We start from the raw sequence: 22,996 nt of genomic DNA, 5'->3' as shown, positions 1-22,996 counted from the left end.
CTAGACAGACTACTTGTAAGTAGGGTTAGTATTTGCCCGGGCGCTCGGAGCGCCCCCGTTTGTTACAGCTCCCGCATCACCTCCGGAATGGCACGGGCGATGGCCGTTGCGGTCACTGGCCCCCCGCGGGAAGCCCGGACTCCGGCAAGACCGTGGATGCTGGCTGCCATCGCCGCGATCGCCGCCCATCTGGCGTCGGGGTCGATGTCATATGCACCGAAGCGCCCCACGTCGGCGCCCAACTGGGCCAGCAGCGCGCCGATGACTCCGGCCAGGACGTCGCCGCTGCCTGCCGTGGCGAGCCAGGGCGTGCCTTCGGACTGGCTGAAGAAGTCCTGGAAGGGGGAGGCCACAAGGGTCGTGGCGCCCTTGAGCAGCACGGTGGCTTCAGTCAGGCCCGCAGCCCGCCGCACAGCGCTGAGGGTGGATGCTTCGACGTCGGAGCGGTCCAACCCAGCCCCGAGGCGCTGAAGCAATGCCGACAGTTCGCCGGCGTGGGGTGTCAGGATCACTTGCGGGGCGAGCACATCAGGCAGGGCCGGCAACGCGCCGGCGTCGGCGATCGTCGGCAGGCCCGAGTCTGCGGCGTCGCGGACGCGCTGCAGCTGCTCCTCATCGGAGTCATCGAGTCCGGAGCCAACGAGCCAGGCCTGAACGTGCGTGTCGGCCACGGCGCCGGCGCTGCACACCACCTCGGGACAGGAACGGCGGACCAGGTCGGCGACGTCCGGCGGCCCCAGGTACCGCACCATTCCAACGCCGGCTGCCAGGGCGCCCTGGCAGGCCAGCACCGCGGCGCCGGGATAAGCGCCGGAGCCCGCGACCACCCCCAGCACGCCCCGGGAATACTTGTGCGCCCGCCGCTGCGGGCGTGGCAGGAGGGCGGACAGGTCTGCGGCCTCAAGCCGTCGCAGGGACGGCCATGGCAGCGCCTGCTCGATTCCGATCGGGACCACCCGGATGGCGCCCGCGAAGTCCGCGCCCGGGTCCGCCAGCAGGCCGGCCTTGGCGGCCCCAAAGGTCACCGTCATGTCGGCCGCCAGCACCGGCGCGTGCGCCTCCCCCGTGTCCGCGTCCACCCCGCTGGGGATATCGCAGGCCACCACCAAGGGGGAACGGGAGCCTGGCCGGGAACGCTCCAGGGCCGCGACCAGTTCGGCGGCCGGTCCACGCAGCCCGCCCTGGGCTCCGGTCCCGAGGACTGCGTCGAGCACGACGTCGGCGCCGCCGGCCAGCGCGGCGAGTTCGGCCGCGTTGTCACCGGTGAGGGCCACGGCATGCCCGCCGGCCTTCCGGAACGCCGCCAGCCCGGTGTCGTGGGCCGCGCCCGCGGTGAGCACCGCCGTCGTGCGCATGCCGCGGCGGGCCAGCAGCGCGGCGGCGAAGAGCCCGTCTCCGCCGTTGTTGCCCTTGCCCGCCAGCACGGCCACGCTGGAGCCGTACAGCCGCTGCCCGCGGCTCCGCAGTTCGCGGATCACGGCGTTGGCGAGGCCGTACGCGGCCCGCTGCATAAGAACAGCGCCCGCACCGGAGCCCAGGGTGTCGTCGAGAAATGGCTTTTCGGCCTCTCGCACTTGGGTTCCGGTGTAGGCGCTGATCATGGTTTCAGTCCATTCGCGGTCGCTGGGGAATGCTCGGCGCTGGGGCCGGTTCTGCCTGGACGGCCGTCTCAGCCTTCGGCGACAACCGTCGCCGTGGCGATCCCGCCGTCGTGGCTCATGGACAAGTGCCAGCGCTTGACGCCCTTGGACTCCGCCACGGCCAGCACGGTGCCTTTGACCTGGACGGTGGGGCCGTTCTGGTCCAGCCCGATCCAGCAGTCCTGCCAGTTCATGCCGGCCGGCGCCCCCAGCACCTTGGCCACGGCCTCCTTCGCGGCAAACCGCGCGGCGAGGGACCGCGTGTTCAGTTCCCGCTCGGCGGGGACGAACAGCCTGTCGCGCAGCCCGGGGGTGCGCTCAAGCTGGCGCCCGAACCGCTCAATGTCTACGACGTCTACGCCTATGCCAACAATCATGGCGTTATTCTACGGTCACGCTCTTGGCCAGGTTGCGTGGCTGGTCCACGTCGTAACCCTTGGCCGAGGCGAGTGCGAGGGCGAAGATCTGCAGCGGAACCGTTGCGAGCAGCGGCGCCAGGAGCGTGGGGGTCTCCGGGATGTAGAAGACGTGTTCGGCGTACGCCTTGACGGCCTCGTCGCCTTCTTCGGCGATCACGATCGTCTTGGCGCCGCGGGCACGGACTTCCTGGATGTTGGAGACCACCTTGGAGTGCAGCGAGTCGCGGCCGCGCGGGGACGGGACCACCACGAAGACGGGCTGGCCTTCCTCGATCAGTGCGATCGGGCCGTGCTTGAGTTCTCCTGCGGCGAAGCCCTCGGCGTGGATGTACGCGAGCTCCTTGAGCTTCAGCGCGCCCTCCATCGCCACCGGGAAACCGACGTGGCGGCCCAGGAACAGCACGGACTTGGCGTCAGCCATGGACTGGCCGAGTTCCTTGATCTGGGCCTCGTTGTCGAGGATGCGCTGGATCTTGGCCGGGATTTTGCCCAGGTCGGCCAGGATGTCCTTGATCTCGCCCTGGAACTTGTTGCCGCGCAGCTGTGCCAAATAAAGGCCCAGCAGGTAGGCGGCCGTGATCTGGGCCAGGAACGCCTTGGTCGAGGCCACGGCGATTTCGGGTCCGGCGTGCGTGTAGAGCACGGCATCCGATTCGCGCGGGATGGTGGAGCCGTTGGTGTTGCAGATGGAGACGGTCTTGGCGCCCTGTTCCTTGGCGTAGCGGACCGCCATGAGGGTGTCCATGGTCTCGCCGGACTGGGAGATGGAGACAATCAGCGTGTTCTCGTCCACGATCGGATCCCGGTAGCGGAATTCGTGCGAGAGCTCGACCTCGGTGGGGATCCGGCACCAGTGTTCAATGGCGTATTTCGCCACCTGCCCGGCGTAGGCGGAGGTGCCACACGCGAGGACGATGATCTTGTTGACGTTCTTGAGCAGCTGCGGATCGACGCGGAGCTCATCAAGCGTCAGCTTGCCGTGGATGTCGGAGCGGCCCAGCAAGGTCTGCAGCACGGCATCCGGCTGGTCGTGGATTTCCTTTTCCATGAAGGACGGGAAGCCGCCCTTTTCCGCCGAGGCCGGGTCCCAGTTGACGTGGTATTCCTTGCCCTCGGCGGGGGCGCCGTAGAAGTCCGTGATTTCCACGGAGTCGGCGGTGATCGTGACGATCTGGTCCTGGCCGAGTTCCACGGCGCGCCGGGTGTAGTCGATGAAGCCGGAGACGTCGGAACCGAGGAAGTTCTCGCCTTCGCCGAGGCCGACGACGAGCGGGGAGTTCCGGCGGGCAGCGACCACAACGTCGGGCTGGTCGGCGTGGACTGCGAGGAGCGTGAAAGCGCCTTCGAGCCGCTGGCAGGCAAGCTGCATGGCCCGGGTGAGGCCGCCGTTGCCGGCGTCACCGCCGAGCTGGTTCCGGTAGATGTCCCCGAGCAGGGCGGCCGCCACTTCCGTGTCGGTCTCGGATTCGAAGGTGACGCCCTTGCGCTGGAGCTCGAGCTTGAGCTCGGCAAAGTTCTCGATGATGCCGTTGTGGATCAGGGCCAGCTTGCCGCCGTCGGACAGGTGCGGGTGCGCGTTCTGGTCCGTCGGGCCGCCGTGCGTCGCCCAGCGCGTGTGGCCGATTCCCGTGAGGGATTCCGGCAGCGGGCGGGCGTCCAGCTCCGCAATGAGGTTGCTCAGTTTGCCGGACTTCTTCCGGGAAGAAATCGTGCCATCGGCCACAACAGCGATACCCGCGGAGTCGTAGCCGCGGTACTCCAGGCGCCGCAATCCTTCAAGGACAACGTCCAAGGCATTGTGTCCAGCATTTACCCGGCCATCTGAGTGGCCCACATATCCAACGATTCCACACATGGTCATAAGCCTAGCGGGTTTCCGGGAGGGAGGACGTGGGACGGCGGCGCGTGAAGGCCCCTGAGCGGGGCTCAGGACCGCCTGCCCCGGCTTCCACCGGCCAGTCCATTTCGCTCTCGGCGTTGTGAAGGGCAGAATCTCTAGGGTGACTTTGCAACGCAATGAAGCGAACGGGGAAGGTGTCTCCCCGTTCGTGGAGCTGGACCGGCAGACCTGGTCCCGGCTCGCTGCCCAGATGGAGCAGCCCCTTAATGAAGAGGATGTGTTCCGCCTTCGCGGCCTCGGGGACCCCCTCGACATCAAGGAAGTGCGCGAGGTCTACCTGCCGCTGTCCCGGCTCCTGCACCTTTATGTGGAAGCCGCGGGCCAGCTTCACGCGGCCACCACCACCTTCCTCGGTGAAAGCACCCAGCGCACGCCGTTCGTGATCGGTGTGGCCGGTTCGGTGGCCGTAGGCAAGTCCACCATCGCCCGCGTCCTGCGCGAAATGCTCCGGCGCTGGCCCGGCACCCCCAACGTGGAGCTCATCACCACGGACGGATTCCTCTACCCGCTCGCCGAGCTCAAGCGCCGGCAACTGCTCGAGCGCAAGGGTTTTCCGGAGTCCTACGACCGCCGTGCCCTGCTGCGCTTCGTGAGCGAGATCAAGGGCGGCGCCGAGGAAGTCCGGGCCCCCTGGTATTCCCACGTCACCTATGACATCGTCCCCGGCAAGGAAGTGGTGGTGCGCCGCCCGGACGTGCTGATTGTCGAGGGGCTGAACGTCCTGGCCCCGGCCCGGCCGCGGCAGGACGGCAGGCAGGGCCTGGCCCTGAGTGACTTCTTCGATTTCTCCATCTACGTCGACGCGAAGACCTCGTATATCGAGGAGTGGTACGTGGACCGGTTCCGCAAACTGCGGAGCACAGCCTTCGCCCAGCCGGAATCGTACTTCCACCGTTACGCAACCCTCTCCGATGCCGAGGCCGAAGAGACCGCCCGTGAGATCTGGAAGCGCATCAACGAGCCCAACCTCGAGGAAAACGTCCTCCCGACCCGGGGCCGCGCGCAACTGGTCCTCACCAAGGACGCCGACCACTCCATCCGCCGGATGCTGCTGAGGAAGGTCTAGCACAGATGTGCTACGACGACGCGGACGGGACGGCGGGACGGCAGGAAGCCGGCCAGGAATCGCCGAGCCGCCGGGCCTTCAGCCGCCTCCTGCTGGCGGGCACGGGCCTCGCGGCGCTGTCCGCCTGCACCCCGGCCCAGTCCTTCACCCCGTCCGGCACGCCGGGGCCGACGCCGGGCACGGGCAGTTCGACGCCGACCGCCGCCGCGGCGTCGACCCCGCCGGCAAGCTCATCGTCGGCTTCCGTTCCGGAAAGCACCACTGCGGCGGCACAGACGCCGACGACGGCGCCGTCTGTCACTCCATCGGCCGCGGCGCACCCTCCTTCGGCCGCGGCGCCGGGGCCGCAACATTCCCTCTCGGACCCCACCAGCCCGTGGGTGGTCGTCAACAAACACCGCCCGCTCTCCCCCGCCACCTTTGTGCCGCCTGACCTGGCCCGGCCGGCCGTCCGCCTGGCAACGTCGGGCGAGGCGGCGCTGGTGAACGGCACGACGGCGGCAGCGGCTGAGAGGATGTTCGCGGCCGCGGCTGCCGACGGCGTCATCATCACCCTGGCCAGCGGGTACCGTTCGTTCGCGACGCAGCGGGCCACCTACGGCAGCTACGTGAATTCCCGCGGACAGGCGGAGGCAGACACCGCCTCGGCCCGGCCCGGCTACTCAGAGCACCAGACGGGCTGGGCGTTCGACATCGGCGACGGCAGCGGGGCGGACTCTTTCACGCCCCAGTTCAAGGACCGTCCGGCGGCGATCTGGGCAAAGGCGAATGCCCACCGCTTCGGCTTCGTGGTCCGCTACCCGTGGATGCTGCATGAAATCACCGGGTATTTCTACGAGCCATGGCATCTGCGCTTCGTGGGCAAGGAGGCGGCCGGGGACATGCGCGCCCGCGGGATCGGCACGCTTGAGGAATACTTCGGCCTGGAAGCCGCCCCGGCGTACTTGTAGGGCGGCGCCCGCCTACCCGTGGGGCAGCGTCGGTCCGCGCGGAATTTCCCCATCTTTGCCACCACGACGCCGGCACACGCCGGCGCAACCGGCCCACACGCCGTCGGACGCGGGCATAGGTGGGGAAACCCGGCGTCGCCGGGCACAGCGATTCGCGGACGAAACGGTTGCCGGCCGCCTACTCGGGGACGAGCTCCAAAGCCAGTTCGGTCCGGACCACCTGGGCCAGTCGCTCCGCGACGCCCTGGGCGGTTTTGTGGTCTGCGGCCTCCACCATCACGCGCACCACCGGCTCGGTGCCCGAGGGGCGCAGCAGGACGCGTCCGGTGTCGCCGAGTTCGGATTCTGCCGCGGATACTGCCTGCGCCACCACCGCATCGCCCTTGACCCGGGTACGGTCCACGCCCTTGACGTTGATGAGGACCTGGGGCAGCTTGGTCATCACCGTGGACAGCTCCTTGAGCGGGCGGCCGGTGAGTGCCACCTGGGCGGCAATCTGCAGTCCGGTCAGTACGCCGTCGCCGGTGGTGGCATGGTCGGCAAAAATTACGTGCCCGGACTGCTCGCCGCCAAGGCTGTAGCCGCCGTTGCGCATTTCCTCGAGGACGTAGCGGTCCCCCACACCGGTTTCGCGCAGGCTGATCCCGGCGTCGCGCAGGGCGATCTTCAGGCCGAGGTTGCTCATGACGGTGGCCACGAGGACATCATCCCTAAGCTTTCCGGCGTTCTTGAGTGCCACGGCCAGGATGGCCATGATCTGGTCGCCGTCCACCTCGTTGCCTTCGTGGTCCACGGCGAGGCAGCGGTCGGCGTCGCCGTCGTGCGCGATGCCGAGGTCCGCCCCGTGGTCCAGGACGGCCCGCTTGAGCGGGCCGAGGTGCGTGGAGCCGACCCCTTCGTTGATGTTGAGCCCGTCAGGTTCGGCGCCAATGACGATCACGTTGGCCCCGGCGTCCTTGAACACCTGCGGGGAACAGCCGCTGGCCGCGCCGTGGGCGCAGTCGAGGACGACCTTCAGGCCGTCCAGGCGGTGCGGAAGCGTGCCGAGCAGGTGCACGATGTAGCGGTCCTCGGCGTCGGAGAAGCGCTGGATGCGTCCCACCTCACCGCCGACGGGCCGGAAGGGCTCCTTGCCGAGCTGCACTTCGATGGCGTCCTCGACGTCGTCGGGCAGCTTCTGGCCGCCGCGGGCGAAGAACTTAATGCCGTTGTCCGGCGCGGGGTTGTGCGAGGCGGAGATCATGACGCCGAAGTCGGCGTTGAGGTCCGCCACGAGGTAGGCGGCGGCCGGGGTGGGCAGCACGCCGGCGTCGTAGACGTCGATTCCCGAGCTGGAGAGCCCCGCTTCCACGGCAGCCGCGAGGAACTCGCCGCTGGCTCTCGGGTCGCGTGCCACCACTGCGATCGGCCGCTTTCCGGTCGTGTTGCGGTCATGGCCAAGTATGACGGCGGCGGCCTGGGCCAGCTGCAAGGCGAGCTCGGCGGTCAGCAACCCGTTCGCCAGGCCCCGGACTCCATCGGTTCCAAATAATCTAGACATCGGACCAAGTTTAGTCGATGGGCGGGGCAAGTCCGGCTTAAACGGCGAAAGGCCGCCCCGCCGAGTGGCGGGACGGGCTTTCGTGCAAGCACCAGAAGCGCTTGGAAGCAGAATTAACGCTTCTGGACCCGAGCGCTAAAAAGCGCCGAGGGCCCCAACCGTCGGTCGCGCCAGCGGCCGACGGTTGGGTAGGCGCATTTTTAGCGCTTGGAGTACTGCTGAGCCTTGCGGGCCTTCTTGAGACCGGCCTTCTTGCGCTCGATGACGCGAGCGTCGCGGCGCAGGTAACCGGCCTTCTTCAGGGTGGCGCGGTTGTTCTCGGTGTCGATCTCGTTCAGCGAACGGGCGATGCCGAGGCGCAGGGCACCGGCCTGGCCGGAGATGCCGCCACCGTGGATGCGGGCAATGACGTCGTAGGCGCCGTCAAGATCGAGGATCTTGAAGGGCTCGTTGACGTCCTGCTGGTGCAGCTTGTTCGGGAAGTAGTTCGCCAGCTCGCGGCCGTTGATGGTCCACTTGCCGGAGCCGGGCACAACGCGAACGCGTGCAACGGCTTCCTTACGACGGCCAACTGCAGCGCCGGCAACGGTCAGTGCCGGGCGTTCCTTCTTCGGCGCAGCTGCTTCCGCAGCACCGCTCTCCGAGGTGTAGCTGGTCAGGTTTTCCTCAGCCTCAACGGCTTCGGTGGTCAGTTCTTCGTTCTGAGCCACGATTCTCCTTGATAAAAAGTTGGTTGGTGGCCAGGACTACTGGGCGACCTGGGTGATTTCGAAAGTCTTGGGCTGCTGGGCGGCGTGGGGGTGCTCTGCACCGCGGTACACCTTCAGCTTGCCCAGCTGCTGTGCAGCGAGGGAGTTCTTCGGGAGCATGCCCTTGATGGCCTTCTCCACGGCGCGAACCGGGTTGGACTCAAGCAGCTCCGCGTAGTTGACGGAGGTCAGGCCGCCCGGGTAGCCGGAGTGGCGGTATGCGCGCTTCTGCTCCAGCTTGGCGCCGGTGAGGGCAACCTTTTCAGCGTTGATGATGATGACGAAGTCGCCCATGTCCATGTGGGACGCAAAGGTGGCCTTGTGCTTGCCGCGCAGCAGGATTGCGGTCTGGCTGGCGAGACGACCAAGGACAACGTCGGTGGCGTCAATGACGTGCCACTGGCGGTTGATATCGCCGGGCTTCGGGGTGTACGTACGCACGGTGTTTGCCTCGTTCTTGTTCTGGCGTTCTTGTTTTAGGCGTCACTCTTACGGTGCACCTACTATCTATGCGCTACCGGAACAGAGGTGAGGGCTCCATGTAACCAGTCATCCTGAGGTCTCGAATGTGCACGTTGAGTAGTTATCCTGCAACCGGATTCTCAAGCGGGCACGCACCATCGAGATAGGACACGCACAACGACTACCAAGAATAGCCGACAGCGGCCTGTTGGGTCAAAATGGGGTGTCCGGATGCATCCTGTCTGCTCTTTTTCGCAGACTCTCCCGTGCCGGCCCGTCGCATCCCTGGAGGAACCGTGTCCGATCCCGCCGCCGGCTCCGTTTCCCTGCTGCTTGCACAGCCGGCCGGATTGTTCACCGGAGTCCTCTTTATAGCCGGCGTCGCTCTCGCGGGCGCTTGCCTATCCTTCTTGGCCGACCTCCTCATCCGCCGCACGCTCCCCCGCCTTGGCGGACCGTTGACCGTACGCATGAGAGTTACGACGGCGGCGGCCACCCTTGCGCTGTCCGCCCTGCTGGCCTGGCGCTTCGGGCTCTCCCCCGAGCTCCCCGCGTACGTCCTGCTGGCGGTCGCCGGCGTCCAGCTGGCGCGCATCGACTTGCAGCATCACCTTTTGCCCAACCGGTTGGTCCTGCCTCTGCTGGGGGCCGGAATTGCGCTTCTCTGGGCCGCCTCGGGGGTGTCCGGCGGGGCAGGTAGCCTGCTACGCGGGGTGGCCGGCGCCTTAATATTGTTCGTTTTGTACCTCTTTCTGGCCCTGACCAGCCGAAACGGCCTCGGAATGGGTGATGTGAAGCTCGCGGCACCACTTGGCCTGTACTTGGGCTACCTAGGCTGGTCCCACTTGTTCTATGGCGGGGCCCTAGGGTTCGTCGCAGGTGGCGTCGCCTCCGTGGTCATCGTGCTGAAAAACCGCGGAAACAAGCCGAAAGAAGTGGCCTACGGGCCCTCGATGCTGGCTGCCGGACTGGCCGTTATCCTGCTGCTGCCCTAGGTAGCCTCCGCACGCGCAAGGGTGCCGATTAAGTAAGACGCCTTATTAAACCAAGTAATCGGGCCCTGCCCCTACTTGGAAACTGAGTACACCTCTCAAATGCGGGCAGGTGGTGTCCACATTTTCCTTCCAAAAGTCGAGTATCGAACTTCATTGCCGTGCCGTTTGCGGCCGTGCAAATGTTGTTCCAACGAAGCTCCAGCAAATACGCAAAGGGGATTTGCTGGAAATTCGTTCACTATTCAAAACTCTGGAAAAGGAATAAGAAAATGACTGGTCTCATGGTCTCAATGCTCGCTTTTGTCTCTGGAATCAAGAACCGCCTCTCGGACGAGGAGAAGGGCGCCACCGCCGTTGAATACGGAATCATGGTCGCCCTGATCGCGGTCGTGATCATCGGCGCGGTTACCACCCTTGGCAACAACCTCAACACGGCCTTCGGCGACATCGCCCGCCAGGTCGCACCGCGGGTAGGACCGTAGCGGCCAACCGCCCACAACGCACGCCACTCTGCCGGCTGTCCGCCACACCGGGCAGCCGGCAGAGGCGTTTCGGCGGAGGGCGTACGGTGCGGCAAGCCGCGCCCAGGCTGACGCCCTAAAGTGCGCCCAAGCAATCTTGAGGTTTTCCAAGAGGTGAGGAATTAGTCATGAAATCTCGTTTAGTCGCGGGGCTGGCTGCGCTAGTCCTGGCGATCGCCGGCACCCTGATGTTGGTAAATTACGTGTCGAATGCAGACCGTCGAGCACAAGAATCTCTCCAGCCCGTCGACGTCGTCGTGGTCGATTCAGCGGTTCCGGCCGGCGCGACGGTGGAAGAACTCCGTTCGCACGTACGGCTCCGGTCCATTCCGGATGCGGCAAAGGCCGACGGTGCGTTGTCCTCGCTGGACGGAATCACGGGTCAAGTCACGGCTGTGGCCTTGGAACCGGGCGAACAGTTGCTGGCAAGCCGGCTGGTGGACCCGTCCCAGCGTGTCACCCCGGGCGCAGTGGAGGTGCCCGCCGGCATGCAGGAAGTCACCGTTCTCCTGCCCCCGGAAAGCGTGGTCGGCGGCACCCTTCGTGCCGGAGACTTGGTGGGACTCTACGTTACCCAGGGGGATCCTGCGGCTCCGCAAGTCATGAGCACTCAGCTGGTCTTTGACAAGGTTTTGGTGACTGCAATCCAGCAGGCGCCGCCCAGCAGCGGCAACACGGCAGATGGAACGTCCGCTGTTCCCACCGGCTCCTCGTTTGTGACCCTCGCCCGCAATTCCACTGACTCCGCCAAGATCATTCTCAGTGCCCGCGTAGGCAATATCTGGCTGACCAAACAAACGGCGAAGACACCCGCAAGCCAGCGCACAGCCGTCACCACCAGCGGGATCTTCCAATGAGCCGCTTCCTAGTCCTGACCTCATCCCCGGAGTTCGAGCGCCATCTCGCCACAGCCCTGGGCGACACCCACGACGTCCAGGTCCTTGCATCCGAAGCCGCGGGCGGCAGCCCCGGCCATCTGCTGGCCCAAAACTTGGGCGGCGCCATCGATGTGATGGTCTTCGGCCCGGATGTCCGGTCGGAGCAGATGCTCACCCTGGCGGCAAGCTTGGAGCACGCTTTCCCGGACATTGTGCTCGTGCTGGCGGCAGTCGCGGCACCCGAGCTTACGCTGGCCGCCATGCGGTCCGGCATCCGCGATGTCCTGCCGCCGGACACGGAGCCTGGACGAATGCGTCAAGCGTTGGAACACGCTGCCGAAACGTCCAGGAGCCGCAAGCAGATTGCCTCCGATGATGCCAGCCAGAAACGGGTACGTGGGCGGGTGATCTCTGTGATGTCCCCGAAGGGCGGAGTGGGGAAGACCACCGTTGCCACCAATTTGGCCGTTGGTCTGGCCAAACTGGCCCCGATGGGGGCGGTCATTGTCGATCTCGACCTTCAATTTGGCGACGTGGCCTCAGGGCTTGGCCTGGAGCCCCAGTACACCATCAATGACGCAGTCTCGGGTGCCGCATCAAGTGACGCCATGGTGCTCAAGGCTTTCCTCAGCCCGCATCCGTCGGGGGCGTACGCCATGTGTGCGCCGCGCCGGCCGGCAGATGCCGACCTGATCAAGCCGGCGCACGTGACGACTCTGATCAACCAGCTCTCGCTGGAGTTCCCGTTTGTCATTTTGGATACGTCACCGGGCCTCGGGGAAGAAGTCCTGGCGGTCCTGGAATTGGCCACCGACGGGGTTTGGGTTTGCGGCATGGATATTCCCAGCATCCGTGGCCTCAACCACGGATTGGATGTGCTGCGGCAACTGGACCTGATGCCCCCGTCGAACACAATTGTCCTCAACTTCGCCGACAAGCGCAGCGGACTAACCGTCCAAGACGTTGAAGCCACGGTTGGCCTGCCGGTAGACATCATCCTGCCGTGGTCCCGCACATTGCCGTTTTCAACGAATGCCGGCGTCCCGCTGATCCAGGACAACCGTCGGGATCCTGCCCTGAAAGGGTTGAGAAACCTTATTGCGCTCTTCGGGCAGAATTCGTCCCCACCCGCCAGCAAGCGTCCAAACCGAAGGGGCGAAAAGCCATGAGTCTTGTTGACCGACTTGAAGCCGTCCGGGTGGCCACGGAAGGCCCCGCCCGGCCGGACCACACGCCCGGTACCGCCACGGTTCCGGTTCTGCCGGCGGCCGTACCTGCCGGCAACAATCTGCTGGGAACCTTGGCCGTGGCACCCCAAGCCGCCTCCTCGGACGCCCTGGCCGGGATCAAGAAGCGCGCGGCCGAGGAGCTGACAGCCCGTCTTGGCAATCGCATCACCGACAGCAGCCTGGACGAAGGCGACGTGCGCCGCATGGTGCGCGAGGCCCTTGGCTCCTTTATCGATGACGAGCAGGTCCCCCTGACACCGGAAGAAAGGCGGCGTCTCATCAGGGAGATCGTGGACGAAGTCCTGGGCCTCGGGCCGCTGCAGCGGCTTCTAGACGACCCGCTGGTCTCCGAGATCATGGTCAACGGCGCTGGCCGCATCTACGTGGAACGCGGCGGCCGGCTGCACTTGACCGGGACAACGTTCAGTTCGGATGCCCACCTGCGCAGAGTCATCGAAAGGATTGTCTCGCGGGTGGGACGCCGCATTGACGAGTCCTCGCCGCTGGTTGACGCCAGGCTTGAGGACGGTTCGCGAGTCAATGCCGTCATCCCGCCCCTCGCCGTGGACGGCCCCTCCTTGACGATCCGAAAGTTCTCCGCCGTACCACTGACCGTCGAGGACCTGATCAAGTTCGATTCCGTCTCACCGGCCATGGCACAGCTGCTCCACGCCTGTGTACAGGCTCGCCTGAACATCATCGTCTCCGGTGGTACCGGCACGGGAAAGACCACACTGCTCAACGTTCTCTCCTCGTTCATTCCCGACGACGAACGCATCGTCACCATTGAGGACGCCGTGGAACTGCAATTGCAGCAGGAGCACGTGGTCCGTTTGGAAAGCCGTCCCGAAAACGTCGAAGGCCGCGGAGCAGTTGGCATCAGAGACCTCGTCCGGAACTCCCTGCGTATGCGGCCGGACAGGATCGTGGTCGGAGAAGTCCGGGGCGGGGAAGCCCTGGACATGCTCCAGGCCATGAACACTGGCCATGACGGATCCATCTCCACCGTGCACTCGAACTCCCCCCGGGACGCCGTAGCCCGTATGGAGACCCTCGTGCTTATGGCGGGGATGGATCTTCCACTGCGGGCCATCCGCGAACAAATCGCGAGCGCAGTCCATCTGATCGTCCAATTGAGCAGGCTAAAGGACGGCACCCGAAGGGTCACCCACATCACCGAGGTCCTCGGCATGGAAGGTGATGTGGTGACTCTCCAGGACGCATTCGTCTTCGACTACGCGGCGGGCGTTGACCAGGATGGCCGATTCATCGGCAAGCCTGTTCCCACGGGTGTCCGCCCGCGCTTCGTCGAACGGTTCGCCGACCTGGGAATCAGCGTTCCCGGCGAAATCTTCTTCCCCGCCTCCGCCAAGACAGGACGGTGAGCACCGTGACCCACGATTACGCTCTGCTGGCCGGCACTGTACTTATTCTGTCTGGCTTGGCCCTCGCCCTTTTTGTCGCCTTCCGTCCCCGGTACGCGGACATCCACGTCGACCGGAGGAGGCCGCCGGCGGAGTCCAACTCCTCGATGATTTCGAAGCTGAGCGGCGTCACAGTCGCCGCCGTGGAGCGTCGCGTCGGGCACAAGAGCAGCGGCCCGTTCGGCCGCGATGCACTCGGCGAGGCGGGCCTGAAACTCCGGCCGTCCGAATTCATCGTCCTGATCTTGGTTGCCTCCTTCATTTTGGGCCTGGCGGGCTACGTGCTGCAAGGCTGGCTTCTCACCGTCCTGTTCGCGGCCATCGGTCCGGTGGGCGCTAAGGCGCTGCTCTCCTTCAAGACCGGCCGCCGGCGCGCCGCCTTCGAGGGCCAGCTCAGCGACATGCTCATGTCCCTCTCCGGCAGCCTGCGTGCCGGCCACAGCATTGCCCAGAGCATGCACACGGCCAGCGTCGAGATGCCGGCGCCGATGGGCGAGGAACTCGCCAGGATCGTCAACGAGGCCAGGGTCGGCCGGCCGGTTTCGGAGTCGATGGCCGAGGTGGGCCGCAAGATGCAATGTGAGGACTTCGAATGGCTCAGCCAGGCGATTGAGATCAACCGTGAAGTTGGCGGCGACCTGGCCGGGGTGCTCGACCATGTCGCGGAGACCGTGCGCGAAAGGGCTCAGATCAAGGGCCAGGTCCGTGCCTTGGCGGCAGAAGGAAAGTTCTCGGCATACATCCTGATTGCGCTGCCGTTCTTTGTCGCAATCTTCATCAATCTCGTCAATCCGGGATACATGTCGGTCCTGACAACCACTGTGCTGGGCTGGGTCCTCATCACAGCCAGCGTGGTCATGATGGCCATCGGATCCTTCTGGATCAGCCGCATGGTCAAGATCGAATTCTAAAAGGAGCTGAGCACATGACCCCCACAGTCTGGCTGCTGATCGCCAGCATCATCCTTCCTTTGGCCTACTTCACCTGGTCCCTGATCGGCGTCGACAGGTCGTCCGGCCGCTTGATCCAATCCAGGCTGGCTGCCGTTTCGGCCCCGCAGGCAGGTGCCTCCCCGGCGGGCCCTCACTGGCTGCTGCTTCTTGCCCGCAGGCTGACACCCGCGGCCTATATGTCCCACTTGGACCGGATGCTCGGGAATGCGGGCCGGCCGGCATCCATGCCCTTGGACCGCCTCTTGAGCTTGAAACCGTTTGCGGCCCTGGGCGGAGTTCTGTTGGCACTTCTTTTGGGCGGCACAAAGACTCCGCAGGGGGTCCTGCTGTCAGTGTGCCTCACGGCAGCCTGCTACTTCGTCCCCGACCTTCTGGTCTACAACAGCAGCACAAAACGCCAGGCGAGATTGCAGCTGGATCTGCCCAATGTCTTGGACCAATTGCTCATCTCGGTCGAGGCCGGCCTCGGTTTTGAAGCCGCCATGGCCCGCGTGGGGACGAGCGGAAAGGGTCCGCTGGCGGACGAGATGGTGCGCACCCTGCAGGACATCCAGGCCGGAAGAACCCGCCGTGAGGCCTACAAAGCCATGGCCGCGCGGTCCTCGGTTGCGGATTTGAAGAGTTTCGTGGGCGCTGTCATCCAGGCCGATGTGCAGGGCCTTTCGGTCGCCCGGGTCCTGAAACCCCAGGCGGACCAGATGCGGATCAAGAGACGTCTTCGGGCAGAGGAAAAAGCAATGAAACTTCCCGTGGCTGTGGTTTTTCCGTTGCTTCTCTTTATTTTTCCGCCGCTGTTTATCGTAATTCTCGGCCCTGCCGTCATCAATGCAATCGCCACGTTTTCGGGCCGGTAGCGAAAGCAGCTAAGCCGGCACGCAATTCGTCCCTCACCTCGCCGGAGTGGGCAGGAATCAACCAGATCGTAAGGAGCAACAGATGTTTAGGTCCAGGACAGGACATCGAAAGGTTCGGGATGGCCGGCAGCGCGGTGCGACGGCAGTTGAATTTGCCTTGGTGCTTCCTTTGCTCCTGTCCATGCTCCTTGGGGTAATTGATTTTGGGACGGCCCTCGGGCAAAGCGTCAGCCTGCAAGGGGCGGCACGGGAAAGCGCGCGGCAGGGAGTCACACAGGGTGACGTCATTGCGTCCGCCAACCGCGCACGGGGATCGCTTGACAGCAGCAAGCTCCAGGTGCGATTCGCCGTCGACACGTCGGCTGGGGCTCCCGGGCTTATGGTCGTCTGCTTGCGCTACCCCCAGTCGTCGCTGAGCGGGTTCTATTCGTGGGTACTAGGCGGCGTGTTCGAAGCAAAAGCCGTCATGAAAATGGAAAGCCCCGCGACTGTGGCCGCGGGCGCACAGCGTTGGACCGGAGGATCATGCACTCCCTGACACCAGGATCGTTCCTGAAGTGGATACGTAGCGTCGGTAATAACCGGGGGCAATTGAAAGACAAGAACACACGCGGTAGGGCATCCCGGGAGCGAGGGGCGGCGACGGTCATTTTCGCGTTGATGGTTCCCGTACTCTTCGGAGCCCTTGCAATGGCCGTCGACGTCGGCAAGCTGGTCTACGAGCGCCAGCATCTGAGCAATGCGCTGGACGCCGCCGCGCTGGCTGGTGCGTCGTACCTCCCCGGCGACCCGGTGACCGCCCGCAACGCGGCGGCGTCATTCGCCCGGGCCAACGACCCCGCAGCAGCCCCCACGATCACCTACTGGTGTGTGGTGGCGTCAACAGGCGCCGGCCGGACCGTGCTGAGCAGCCAGATCCCGAGCGTCTGCAACCCCGGAACGATCGCCGGTGCCAGATGCAGCGAAACCATCTGCGCGATCCCCTGCATCCCGGGGGGCAGCAACGCATGTAATTCGATCACTGTGACCGACGATAAGGACGTCGCGTTCAACTTCGCGCCCGTGATCGGGATTAATACCGGCAATACGGGCTCGCTGGCGTCAGATGCCTGTAAGGGTTCCTGCGGCTCCCAGATCCCGAATCCCATGGATATCGCTATAGTGGCAGACCGAACCGGCAGCATGAGCACCGCGAATCGGGACCTGATGGTCACCGGGATCAAGAGCACCCTGCAGACCATGACCAGGGATCAGCAATACGTAGCGCTGGGCACGATCCACCGAAGCAAGGCATCTCCCGGAAGCTGTATCACCACGCCATCTACGGACAACACAGGTCCTTGGATCCCCGTTCCGTTCTCCAACGACTACACCCAGAACCCCGCAATTCCAGGCGGAACGCCACCACTGAACACGAGCAGCACGCTCGTCAAGGCCCTAACGTGCCTGTCGGCGTCGAGCGGAGGAACGTATCTGGCGGCACCCCTCAAAGCCGCCTCACGGTACGTGCTGGGCATGCCCTCAAACAACCTGGGAAGCCTGCCCCCGCGCGCTGGAACGGCGCGCAAGGCCATCATCCTGGAAACGGACGGCCAACCCAACGAGCAGAACGTCGCGGGATCCGACAACTCATTGAACAACGCAAACGACATCGGGACTACCAACGCGTCAGCTGCGTGCAACAACCTGAACGCGGTCGCAACCAACGCCAAGGCGGCGGGCCTGCTCATCGTGACAGTCGCATTCGGAGACGCAACAAGCGCGCAGTGCGGCAGCGGCGGCGCGTTTGTCCGGAACGTCCTGGCCACCGCGGCGTCGAAGGACTCACACGGCATCCCCAGCGACGCCGACAACGACTGCTCCACAGCGGCGCTCCGGAATATCGAGAACTCCGACGGAGACTTCTTCTTCTGCGCAGCAAGCGGAAACGAACTCGGCCCGATCTTCGTCTCTGCGGTCAATGCGATCAGTTCCAACTCCCGGCTGATACGGATCCCGAGCTGAATGATCGGCCGGCGTGCACGGGGCCGGCCGCAGGAGACCCAGATACCGGACCCCCTTGGACCAGAGCCAAGGGGGTCCTTCTGTGGGCCCGGCTACAGCAATGTTGCATTCCAGGCGCAAGATGCGCGCAGGGAATGTACAGGAAACGTGCATTTTGGGAAGCCTTGGCACAGGATGCGTCAAAGGCGAATCGTCGGCGTGTCGGCGGTTGCTAAGTTCCTCTCAGTGCTGGTGCAGGGCCAGCCGCCCAACTCGCTCAGGAGTCCCCAATGCGTTCCTTCATCACCGCTTTCGCAACTCGTCTTTGCCGGGATCAGCGCGGCGCCACCGCCGTCGAATACGGCATCATGGTCTCCCTGATCGCCGTCGTGATCATCGCCGCTGTGACCCTCCTCGGCGGCACACTGCAGGACACCTTCACCCAGGTGCAGTGCTCCGTGAGCGGCGGCACCTTGGTACCCCGTGCCGGTGACGTAGCAGCATCCTGCACGCCGTAGGCACCGCACCCACGCACGGCTCTTCGGTCCATGACTATGTGGTGGCGGCATCGAGCCGCCACCACATAGTCGTCTCAGGCAACCATCGCGGGAAGGCGGTCCCATGTCCAAGACATCCGAACGGGGCGCCGTCGCCGTGGAATTCGCTCTTCTTGCGCCCATTTTGGTCATGCTGCTGCTTGGCATCACGGAATTCGGGCGCGCCTATAACGCCCAGATCACCCTCTCGGCCGCGGCCCGCGAAGGGGTCCGGGCCATGGCCATCGGCAACAGCCCCAGCGCGGCACGGACGGCGGCCAAGAATTCAGCCACCGCGTTGAAACCGGCCCTGGCCGACACCAACATCACCATCAGTCCCGCCACTTGCAGCACCGGAACCCAGGTGACCTTCAAGATCACCTATTCGCTTTCCACGATGACCGGCATCGCGGGCCCGTTCCCCATGGAAGGCAAAGGAGTCATGCTGTGCGGAGGCTAGGAACGGCAACCGCCGACGGCGAGTGCGGGGCCATCAGCGTCCTGGTCGCCATCCTCATGGTGACCTTGCTCGGCTTCACCGCCCTGGCCGTGGACGTCGGCATGCTCTACGCCGAACGAACCCAGGATCAGAACGGCTCGGATGCCGTGGCTCTCATGGTCGCTCAAAAGTGCGCCAAGAACATCAACGACGTCAACTGCTCCACCACGTCCCCACTCGCCAGGAGCCTCGCCAACGGTAATGCCCGCGACGGCGCGAGCAACATCGCGGACCTCGTACTGGATAAGGCCGCCCGCACCGTGAAAGTAACGGTGGGGGCCCAGGAAGCAGGAAAGCCGCCCAACCGGGTTTCCCTCTTCTTCGCCCGGGCATTGGGCCTTTCAACCGCCGAAGTAACCGCTACCTCCCGCGTGGAGTGGGGAACACCGTCCACGGGCACGATCCTTCTGCCCCTGGCCATTGCCCAATGCAAGCTCAACCTGCCGCCAGGTTCGCTGGCTGGCGCCGAACAGGTCCTGGACATGGATTCCGGCGGCTGTGGCGAGATCCCGGGTGGCTTCGGCTGGATTTCGGACAGCGATGCAAAATGCGGAGTCACCCTGTCAGCCGGACAAGCAAACAACTCTGGCGTTTGGTTTTCCAGCAACACGGGCGCGAGCGCACCAGGCGAATGCACCGCTGCGGACTTGAGCAAGATGAACGACCAAACAGTCCTTTTCCCGCTGTACGACGTGGCGACCGGCAACGGCTCCAGCGGCAAGTACTACGTGAAGGGATTTGCCGCCTTCCATGTCACGGGTTACCACTTTGCCTCTAACAGCTGGTCATTAGGCGGGACGCTCAAGAACAAGACCATCAGGGGCTACTTCGTGCGATATGTCTCTTTGTCCGACGCCTTCGCACTCGGCGCAGCACCGGACTACGGGACCTCAATAGTCCGCCTTACCATTGGAGTGCCCTAACAGTGAAGTCACGCTTATTGGCAGGAATCGCGGCCCTGGTGCTGGCCGCCGTCGGAGCCATCCTGGTAGTCAGCTACGCGCAGGGCGCCGACAGCAGGGCGGTGCAGGGCCTGCAGCCCGTCACCGTTCTCGTGGTGTCGAAAGCTGTGCCGGCCGGCACGTCGGTCGCGGCCTTGAAAGCATTCGTGACCAGCCAGGATCTTCCCGGAAAAGCCGTCTCAAAGTCGGCTCTCACGAACCTGGACGGGCTGGCCGGCAAAGTCACCGCCGTCGACCTCCTCCCTGGCGAACAGCTCGTCGCCGAGCGGCTGATTGAGCCGGAGGCACTAAAGGCGAGCGGAGCGATTGAAGTGCCCAAGGGCCTGCAGGAGGTTTCCTTCCAGCTCGAGCCCCAGCGGCTCGTCGGCGGCCGACTCGCGGCGGGCGACCATGTGGGTGTCTTCATCAACCTCAAGGACGGCGGCCTCGAGGCGAAGGCAGACAAAGAGACTACCCAGCTGACGGTACACAAGGCTCTCGTGACGGCGGTCCAGCGCGCCCCGGTGGTTGCCCCGTCCCCGCAGCCCTCCGCCGCCGGGTCCCCCGCGGATGCCGAGGACACGTCGCTGCCCACCGGCTCCATGATCGTTACTGTCGCCGTGAATGACATGGACGCCACAAAGATTGTCTATGCCGCAAACTTCACGGAATCGGCCAGCATCTGGCTGAGCAAGGAACCGCTCAACGCCACGGACAGCGGCCGCCCCGGCATCGTAACGCGACCAGAGGTGTACAAATGAGCCGCTTTGTCCTGATTTCGCCGAACACTGATTTCGATGCCCGCGTCCGCCAGGCCCTGGCCGGCGGCCTTCCGGGCGGCCTGCAGACCTTCGCGTTCGTCAATCCCGCGAACCCGGCGGAGCTCTTCGCCAGCCTCAACCAGGAACGGCCCGAGGTCTTGATCCTGGGACCGGACGTGCCGGTGGAGGACGCCCTGCGCCTGGCGACGGTATTCGACGTCCAGCTTCCCGAGCTCAGCGTCATCCTGGTCGGCGAGGCCGATCCGAACTTCGTCCTGCTGGCCATGCGGGCCGGCATCCGCGACATCCTCAGCCCGGCGGCGGACCCGGCCCAGATCCGGGTGCTGCTGGAGCGGGCCTGCCAGTCGTTCGCCACCCGCAACCGAACCACGGCGGCCAGCCAGCCTGACAGCGCCAGGGGGTTGGTGATCGGCGTCTTCTCCCCCAAAGGCGGGGTCGGCAAAACCACGATCGCCACCAACATCGCCATCGGGCTGGGCAAAGTGGCGCCCATGGGCGTGGTCATTGTGGACCTGGACCTGCAGTTCGGGGACGTGGCCTCAGGCCTGTACCTGCACCCGGAGCACACCGTGACCGACGCCGTCTCGTCCGCGGCCAGCCAGGATTCCCTCGTCCTCAAAGCCTTCCTCACCGTCCATCCCGGGAGCATCTACGCCCTCTGCGCCCCCCGGACGCCCGAGGAGGCCGACGACATCACACCCCAGCAGGTCACGCGCCTGCTAGAACAACTGGCCGAACAGTTCCAATACGTCGTGGTCGACACCGCACCCGGGCTCCCGGAGGTCGGGCTGGCCGCCCTCGAGCAGTGCACCGACGCCGTCTGGGTGACTGCCATGGACGTGCCGAGTATCCGCGGGCTGCGCTCCGGCCTGGATATCCTCCGGCGCCTGGACCTGCTGCCCGAGACCCGCCACGTGGTGCTGAACATGGCGGACTCGAAGTCCGGGTTGAGCGTCCAGGACGTCGAGGCGACCATCGGCGCGCCCGTGGACGTCAGCATCCCGCGGTCCAAGGCAGTGGCGTTCTCCACCAACCGCGGCATCCCGGTCCTCCAGGACGGACGCAAAGATCCTGCCATCAAGGGACTGAAACAGCTCGTCAACCGGTTCGATCCCGCCTGGCGCGCCACCGCCCAGAAGAAACTGCACCGCCGGGTGGTGGTCTGATGAAACTGTCCGAACGGCTCCGCTCCGCCGAGGGAACGATTGCGTCCGCCCCACGGGCCGAATCCCCGCAGGCCGCATCGCCGGTGGCCGTGTCCCCCACCGGAGGAAGCGCGACGACGGCGGCGGCGCCGGCCGCCGTCGTGCTCCAGAAGACTGACCGCCCACCGCTGCCGGCTTTCCCGGAGCACCAGGACTCCCGCGCCCGGGGCCAGCAGCCCGTCGACGCTTTCGCCGCCCTCAAACAGCGGGCCGCCACTGCGTTGTTCGAGCGTATGGGAACCCGCTTCAACGATTCGGCAACCACGGAAGAGGACCTCCGCACCTCCGCGCGGGAGGAGCTGACGCGCATCATCGACGCCGAACAGGTCCCCCTGTCCGCCGAAGAGCGCTCCCGGCTGGTCCGCGACGTGGCCGACGACGTCCTGGGCTACGGCCCGTTGCAGCGCCTCCTGGACGATCCCGCCGTCACGGAAATCATGGTCAACCGGATGGACCAGATCTACGTGGAACGCAACGGCAAACTGACCTTGACGGAGTCGCGGTTCAGCTCCGAGGACCACCTCCGCAAGGTGATCGAGCGCATCGTTTCCAAAGTGGGCCGGCGCATCGATGAGTCCTCGCCCCTCGTGGATGCTCGGCTCGAGGACGGGTCCCGCGTCAATGCCGTTATCCCGCCGCTCGCCGTCGGCGGTTCGTCGCTGACCATCCGAAAGTTCAGCAAGGTGCCGCTGACTGTCCGGAACCTCATCGAGTTCGGCACGTTGACGCCGGAAATGGCGGAACTGCTGAACGCCTGCGTGAAGGCCAAGCTCAACATCATCGTCTCGGGCGGCACCGGCACCGGCAAAACGACACTGCTGAACGTCCTTTCCTCGTTCCTGCCCCACGACGAGCGGATCGTGACGATCGAGGACGCAGTCGAACTCCAGATCCAGCAGGAACACGTGGTGCGGCTGGAAAGCCGGCCGTCGAACACTGAGGGCAAGGGCGAGGTGACCATCCGCGAACTGCTGCGGAACTCCCTGCGCATGCGACCGGACCGGATCGTGGTGGGCGAGGTCCGCGGCGGCGAATCGCTGGACATGCTCCAGGCCATGAACACAGGCCACGACGGGTCGCTCTCGACAGTGCACTCCAACTCGCCCCGGGACGCCGTGGCCCGTCTGGAGACGCTGGTGCTCATGGCCGGCATGGACCTGCCGCTGCGCGCCATCCGGGAACAGATCGCCTCGGCCGTCAACCTGATTATCCAGATCTCCCGGCTGCGGGACGGCACCCGGCGGATCACCCACGTCACGGAGGTCCAGGGCATGGAGGGCGACATCGTCACGCTCCAGGATGCCTTCGTGTTCGACTACGCCGCCGGCGTCGACGCCCACGGCCGGTTCCTCGGCAGGCCGGTCCCCACCGGCATCCGTCCGCGTTTCATCGACCGTTTCGAGGACCTGGGCATCCACGTCTCCCCCGCTGTGTTTGCTGCTCCGCTGACCCCGGCCGGAAGGGCGTGAT

At 65.3% G+C, this 22,996-nt stretch carries 24 protein-coding genes; 17 read left to right on the top strand and 7 right to left on the bottom strand.

From position 1 onward, the window contains the following. Positions 1–62: 62 nt before the first annotated feature. The 3 genes from AC1DNG_RS07615 to glmS form a co-directional block, all read right to left on the bottom strand. Positions 63–1,601: an NAD(P)H-hydrate epimerase gene (locus tag AC1DNG_RS07615; protein ID WP_476887050.1), complete on the bottom strand. Its 1,539-nt coding sequence runs from the start codon at positions 1,599–1,601 to the stop codon at positions 63–65. A gap of 68 nt (positions 1,602–1,669) precedes the next feature. Beyond that, positions 1,670–2,017, bottom strand: a complete 348-nt coding sequence (locus tag AC1DNG_RS07610) for a holo-ACP synthase (protein ID WP_018773713.1) — start codon at positions 2,015–2,017, stop codon at positions 1,670–1,672. Between the two features lie 4 nt (positions 2,018–2,021). Beyond that, positions 2,022–3,914, bottom strand: a complete 1,893-nt coding sequence (gene glmS, locus AC1DNG_RS07605) for a glutamine--fructose-6-phosphate transaminase (isomerizing) (RefSeq protein ID WP_476855714.1) — start codon at positions 3,912–3,914, stop codon at positions 2,022–2,024. A 145-nt stretch (positions 3,915–4,059) separates the two neighbouring features. Here glmS and coaA point away from each other — a divergent pair, with 145 nt between their 5' ends. Then, positions 4,060–5,025, top strand: coding sequence for a type I pantothenate kinase (gene coaA / locus AC1DNG_RS07600; RefSeq protein WP_026266484.1), 966 nt, complete (start codon positions 4,060–4,062; stop codon positions 5,023–5,025). 10 nt (positions 5,026–5,035) lie between these two features. Here the strand turns inward: coaA and AC1DNG_RS07595 are convergent, their stop codons facing one another. After that, positions 5,036–5,326 carry a hypothetical protein gene (locus AC1DNG_RS07595; RefSeq protein ID WP_476887049.1) on the bottom strand — a complete coding sequence of 97 codons (291 nt, stop codon included), beginning with the start codon at positions 5,324–5,326 and terminating at the stop codon, positions 5,036–5,038. A 79-nt stretch (positions 5,327–5,405) separates the two neighbouring features. Between AC1DNG_RS07595 and AC1DNG_RS07590 the strand changes: the two genes are divergently transcribed. After that, complete coding sequence (locus AC1DNG_RS07590; protein WP_476887048.1) at positions 5,406–5,975, top strand: M15 family metallopeptidase; 570 nt, start codon at positions 5,406–5,408, stop codon at positions 5,973–5,975. A gap of 178 nt (positions 5,976–6,153) precedes the next feature. On the opposite strand, the gene glmM is transcribed toward AC1DNG_RS07590, so the two are convergent. The 3 genes from glmM to rplM form a co-directional block, all read right to left on the bottom strand. After that, positions 6,154–7,515 carry a phosphoglucosamine mutase gene (gene glmM, locus AC1DNG_RS07585; protein ID WP_476887047.1) on the bottom strand — a complete coding sequence of 454 codons (1,362 nt, stop codon included), beginning with the start codon at positions 7,513–7,515 and terminating at the stop codon, positions 6,154–6,156. A 200-nt stretch (positions 7,516–7,715) separates the two neighbouring features. Then, the gene (gene rpsI / locus AC1DNG_RS07580; RefSeq protein WP_018773707.1) at positions 7,716–8,225 is read right to left on the bottom strand and encodes a 30S ribosomal protein S9; all 510 of its coding nucleotides are present in this window, start codon (positions 8,223–8,225) and stop codon (positions 7,716–7,718) included. Positions 8,226–8,261: 36 nt separating this feature from the next. Next, entirely contained in the window at positions 8,262–8,705 is a 444-nt protein-coding gene (gene rplM / locus AC1DNG_RS07575; RefSeq protein WP_015937805.1) for a 50S ribosomal protein L13, read from the bottom strand. Between the two features lie 491 nt (positions 8,706–9,196). Between rplM and AC1DNG_RS07570 the strand changes: the two genes are divergently transcribed. The 15 genes from AC1DNG_RS07570 (at position 9,197) to AC1DNG_RS07500 (ending at position 22,995) form a co-directional block, all read left to right on the top strand. After that, a complete protein-coding gene (locus AC1DNG_RS07570; RefSeq protein WP_476887046.1) occupies positions 9,197–9,721 on the top strand; it encodes a prepilin peptidase in 525 nt (174 codons plus the stop codon). Positions 9,722–9,990: 269 nt separating this feature from the next. After that, positions 9,991–10,203 carry a Flp family type IVb pilin gene (locus AC1DNG_RS07565; RefSeq protein ID WP_476855709.1) on the top strand — a complete coding sequence of 71 codons (213 nt, stop codon included), beginning with the start codon at positions 9,991–9,993 and terminating at the stop codon, positions 10,201–10,203. A gap of 167 nt (positions 10,204–10,370) precedes the next feature. Continuing rightward, entirely contained in the window at positions 10,371–11,099 is a 729-nt protein-coding gene (gene cpaB, locus AC1DNG_RS07560; protein ID WP_476855708.1) for a Flp pilus assembly protein CpaB, read from the top strand. After that, positions 11,096–12,289: a CpaE/TadZ family protein gene (locus AC1DNG_RS07555; protein ID WP_476887045.1), complete on the top strand. Its 1,194-nt coding sequence runs from the start codon at positions 11,096–11,098 to the stop codon at positions 12,287–12,289. The genes cpaB (AC1DNG_RS07560) and AC1DNG_RS07555 overlap by 4 nt, the downstream gene beginning before the upstream one ends. Beyond that, the gene (locus AC1DNG_RS07550) at positions 12,286–13,734 is read left to right on the top strand and encodes a CpaF family protein (RefSeq protein WP_476887044.1); all 1,449 of its coding nucleotides are present in this window, start codon (positions 12,286–12,288) and stop codon (positions 13,732–13,734) included. The genes AC1DNG_RS07555 and AC1DNG_RS07550 overlap by 4 nt, the downstream gene beginning before the upstream one ends. Positions 13,735–13,739: 5 nt before the next feature. Continuing rightward, the gene (locus AC1DNG_RS07545) at positions 13,740–14,684 is read left to right on the top strand and encodes a type II secretion system F family protein (RefSeq protein WP_476887043.1); all 945 of its coding nucleotides are present in this window, start codon (positions 13,740–13,742) and stop codon (positions 14,682–14,684) included. Positions 14,685–14,968: 284 nt separating this feature from the next. Then, on the top strand, positions 14,969–15,580 hold the full coding sequence (locus AC1DNG_RS07540; RefSeq protein WP_476887042.1) for a type II secretion system F family protein: 612 nt from the start codon (positions 14,969–14,971) through the stop codon (positions 15,578–15,580). Between the two features lie 82 nt (positions 15,581–15,662). Continuing rightward, positions 15,663–16,118, top strand: a complete 456-nt coding sequence (locus AC1DNG_RS07535; RefSeq protein WP_476887041.1) for a TadE/TadG family type IV pilus assembly protein — start codon at positions 15,663–15,665, stop codon at positions 16,116–16,118. Beyond that, positions 16,106–17,584, top strand: a complete 1,479-nt coding sequence (locus tag AC1DNG_RS07530; protein WP_476887040.1) for a pilus assembly protein TadG-related protein — start codon at positions 16,106–16,108, stop codon at positions 17,582–17,584. The genes AC1DNG_RS07535 and AC1DNG_RS07530 overlap by 13 nt, the downstream gene beginning before the upstream one ends. Before the next feature lie 269 nt (positions 17,585–17,853). Beyond that, complete coding sequence (locus tag AC1DNG_RS07525; protein WP_476887039.1) at positions 17,854–18,081, top strand: Flp family type IVb pilin; 228 nt, start codon at positions 17,854–17,856, stop codon at positions 18,079–18,081. Positions 18,082–18,184: 103 nt separating this feature from the next. Beyond that, on the top strand, positions 18,185–18,559 hold the full coding sequence (locus AC1DNG_RS07520; protein WP_476887038.1) for a TadE/TadG family type IV pilus assembly protein: 375 nt from the start codon (positions 18,185–18,187) through the stop codon (positions 18,557–18,559). Then, positions 18,547–19,521 carry a pilus assembly protein TadG-related protein gene (locus AC1DNG_RS07515; RefSeq protein WP_476887037.1) on the top strand — a complete coding sequence of 325 codons (975 nt, stop codon included), beginning with the start codon at positions 18,547–18,549 and terminating at the stop codon, positions 19,519–19,521. The genes AC1DNG_RS07520 and AC1DNG_RS07515 overlap by 13 nt, the downstream gene beginning before the upstream one ends. 2 nt (positions 19,522–19,523) lie before the next feature. Continuing rightward, positions 19,524–20,300: a Flp pilus assembly protein CpaB gene (gene cpaB / locus AC1DNG_RS07510; RefSeq protein ID WP_476887036.1), complete on the top strand. Its 777-nt coding sequence runs from the start codon at positions 19,524–19,526 to the stop codon at positions 20,298–20,300. Continuing rightward, the gene (locus tag AC1DNG_RS07505; RefSeq protein WP_476851472.1) at positions 20,297–21,487 is read left to right on the top strand and encodes a CpaE/TadZ family protein; all 1,191 of its coding nucleotides are present in this window, start codon (positions 20,297–20,299) and stop codon (positions 21,485–21,487) included. The genes cpaB (AC1DNG_RS07510) and AC1DNG_RS07505 overlap by 4 nt, the downstream gene beginning before the upstream one ends. After that, the gene (locus AC1DNG_RS07500) at positions 21,487–22,995 is read left to right on the top strand and encodes a CpaF family protein (RefSeq protein WP_476887035.1); all 1,509 of its coding nucleotides are present in this window, start codon (positions 21,487–21,489) and stop codon (positions 22,993–22,995) included. The genes AC1DNG_RS07505 and AC1DNG_RS07500 overlap by 1 nt, the downstream gene beginning before the upstream one ends. The last annotated feature ends 1 nt before the right edge of the window (position 22,996 follow it).

This window comes from Arthrobacter sp. 01T425 (genome assembly GCF_056398725.1).
The sequence above is the reverse complement of the archived record's forward strand: the minus strand, read 5'-3'. Positions and strand labels throughout refer to the sequence as shown.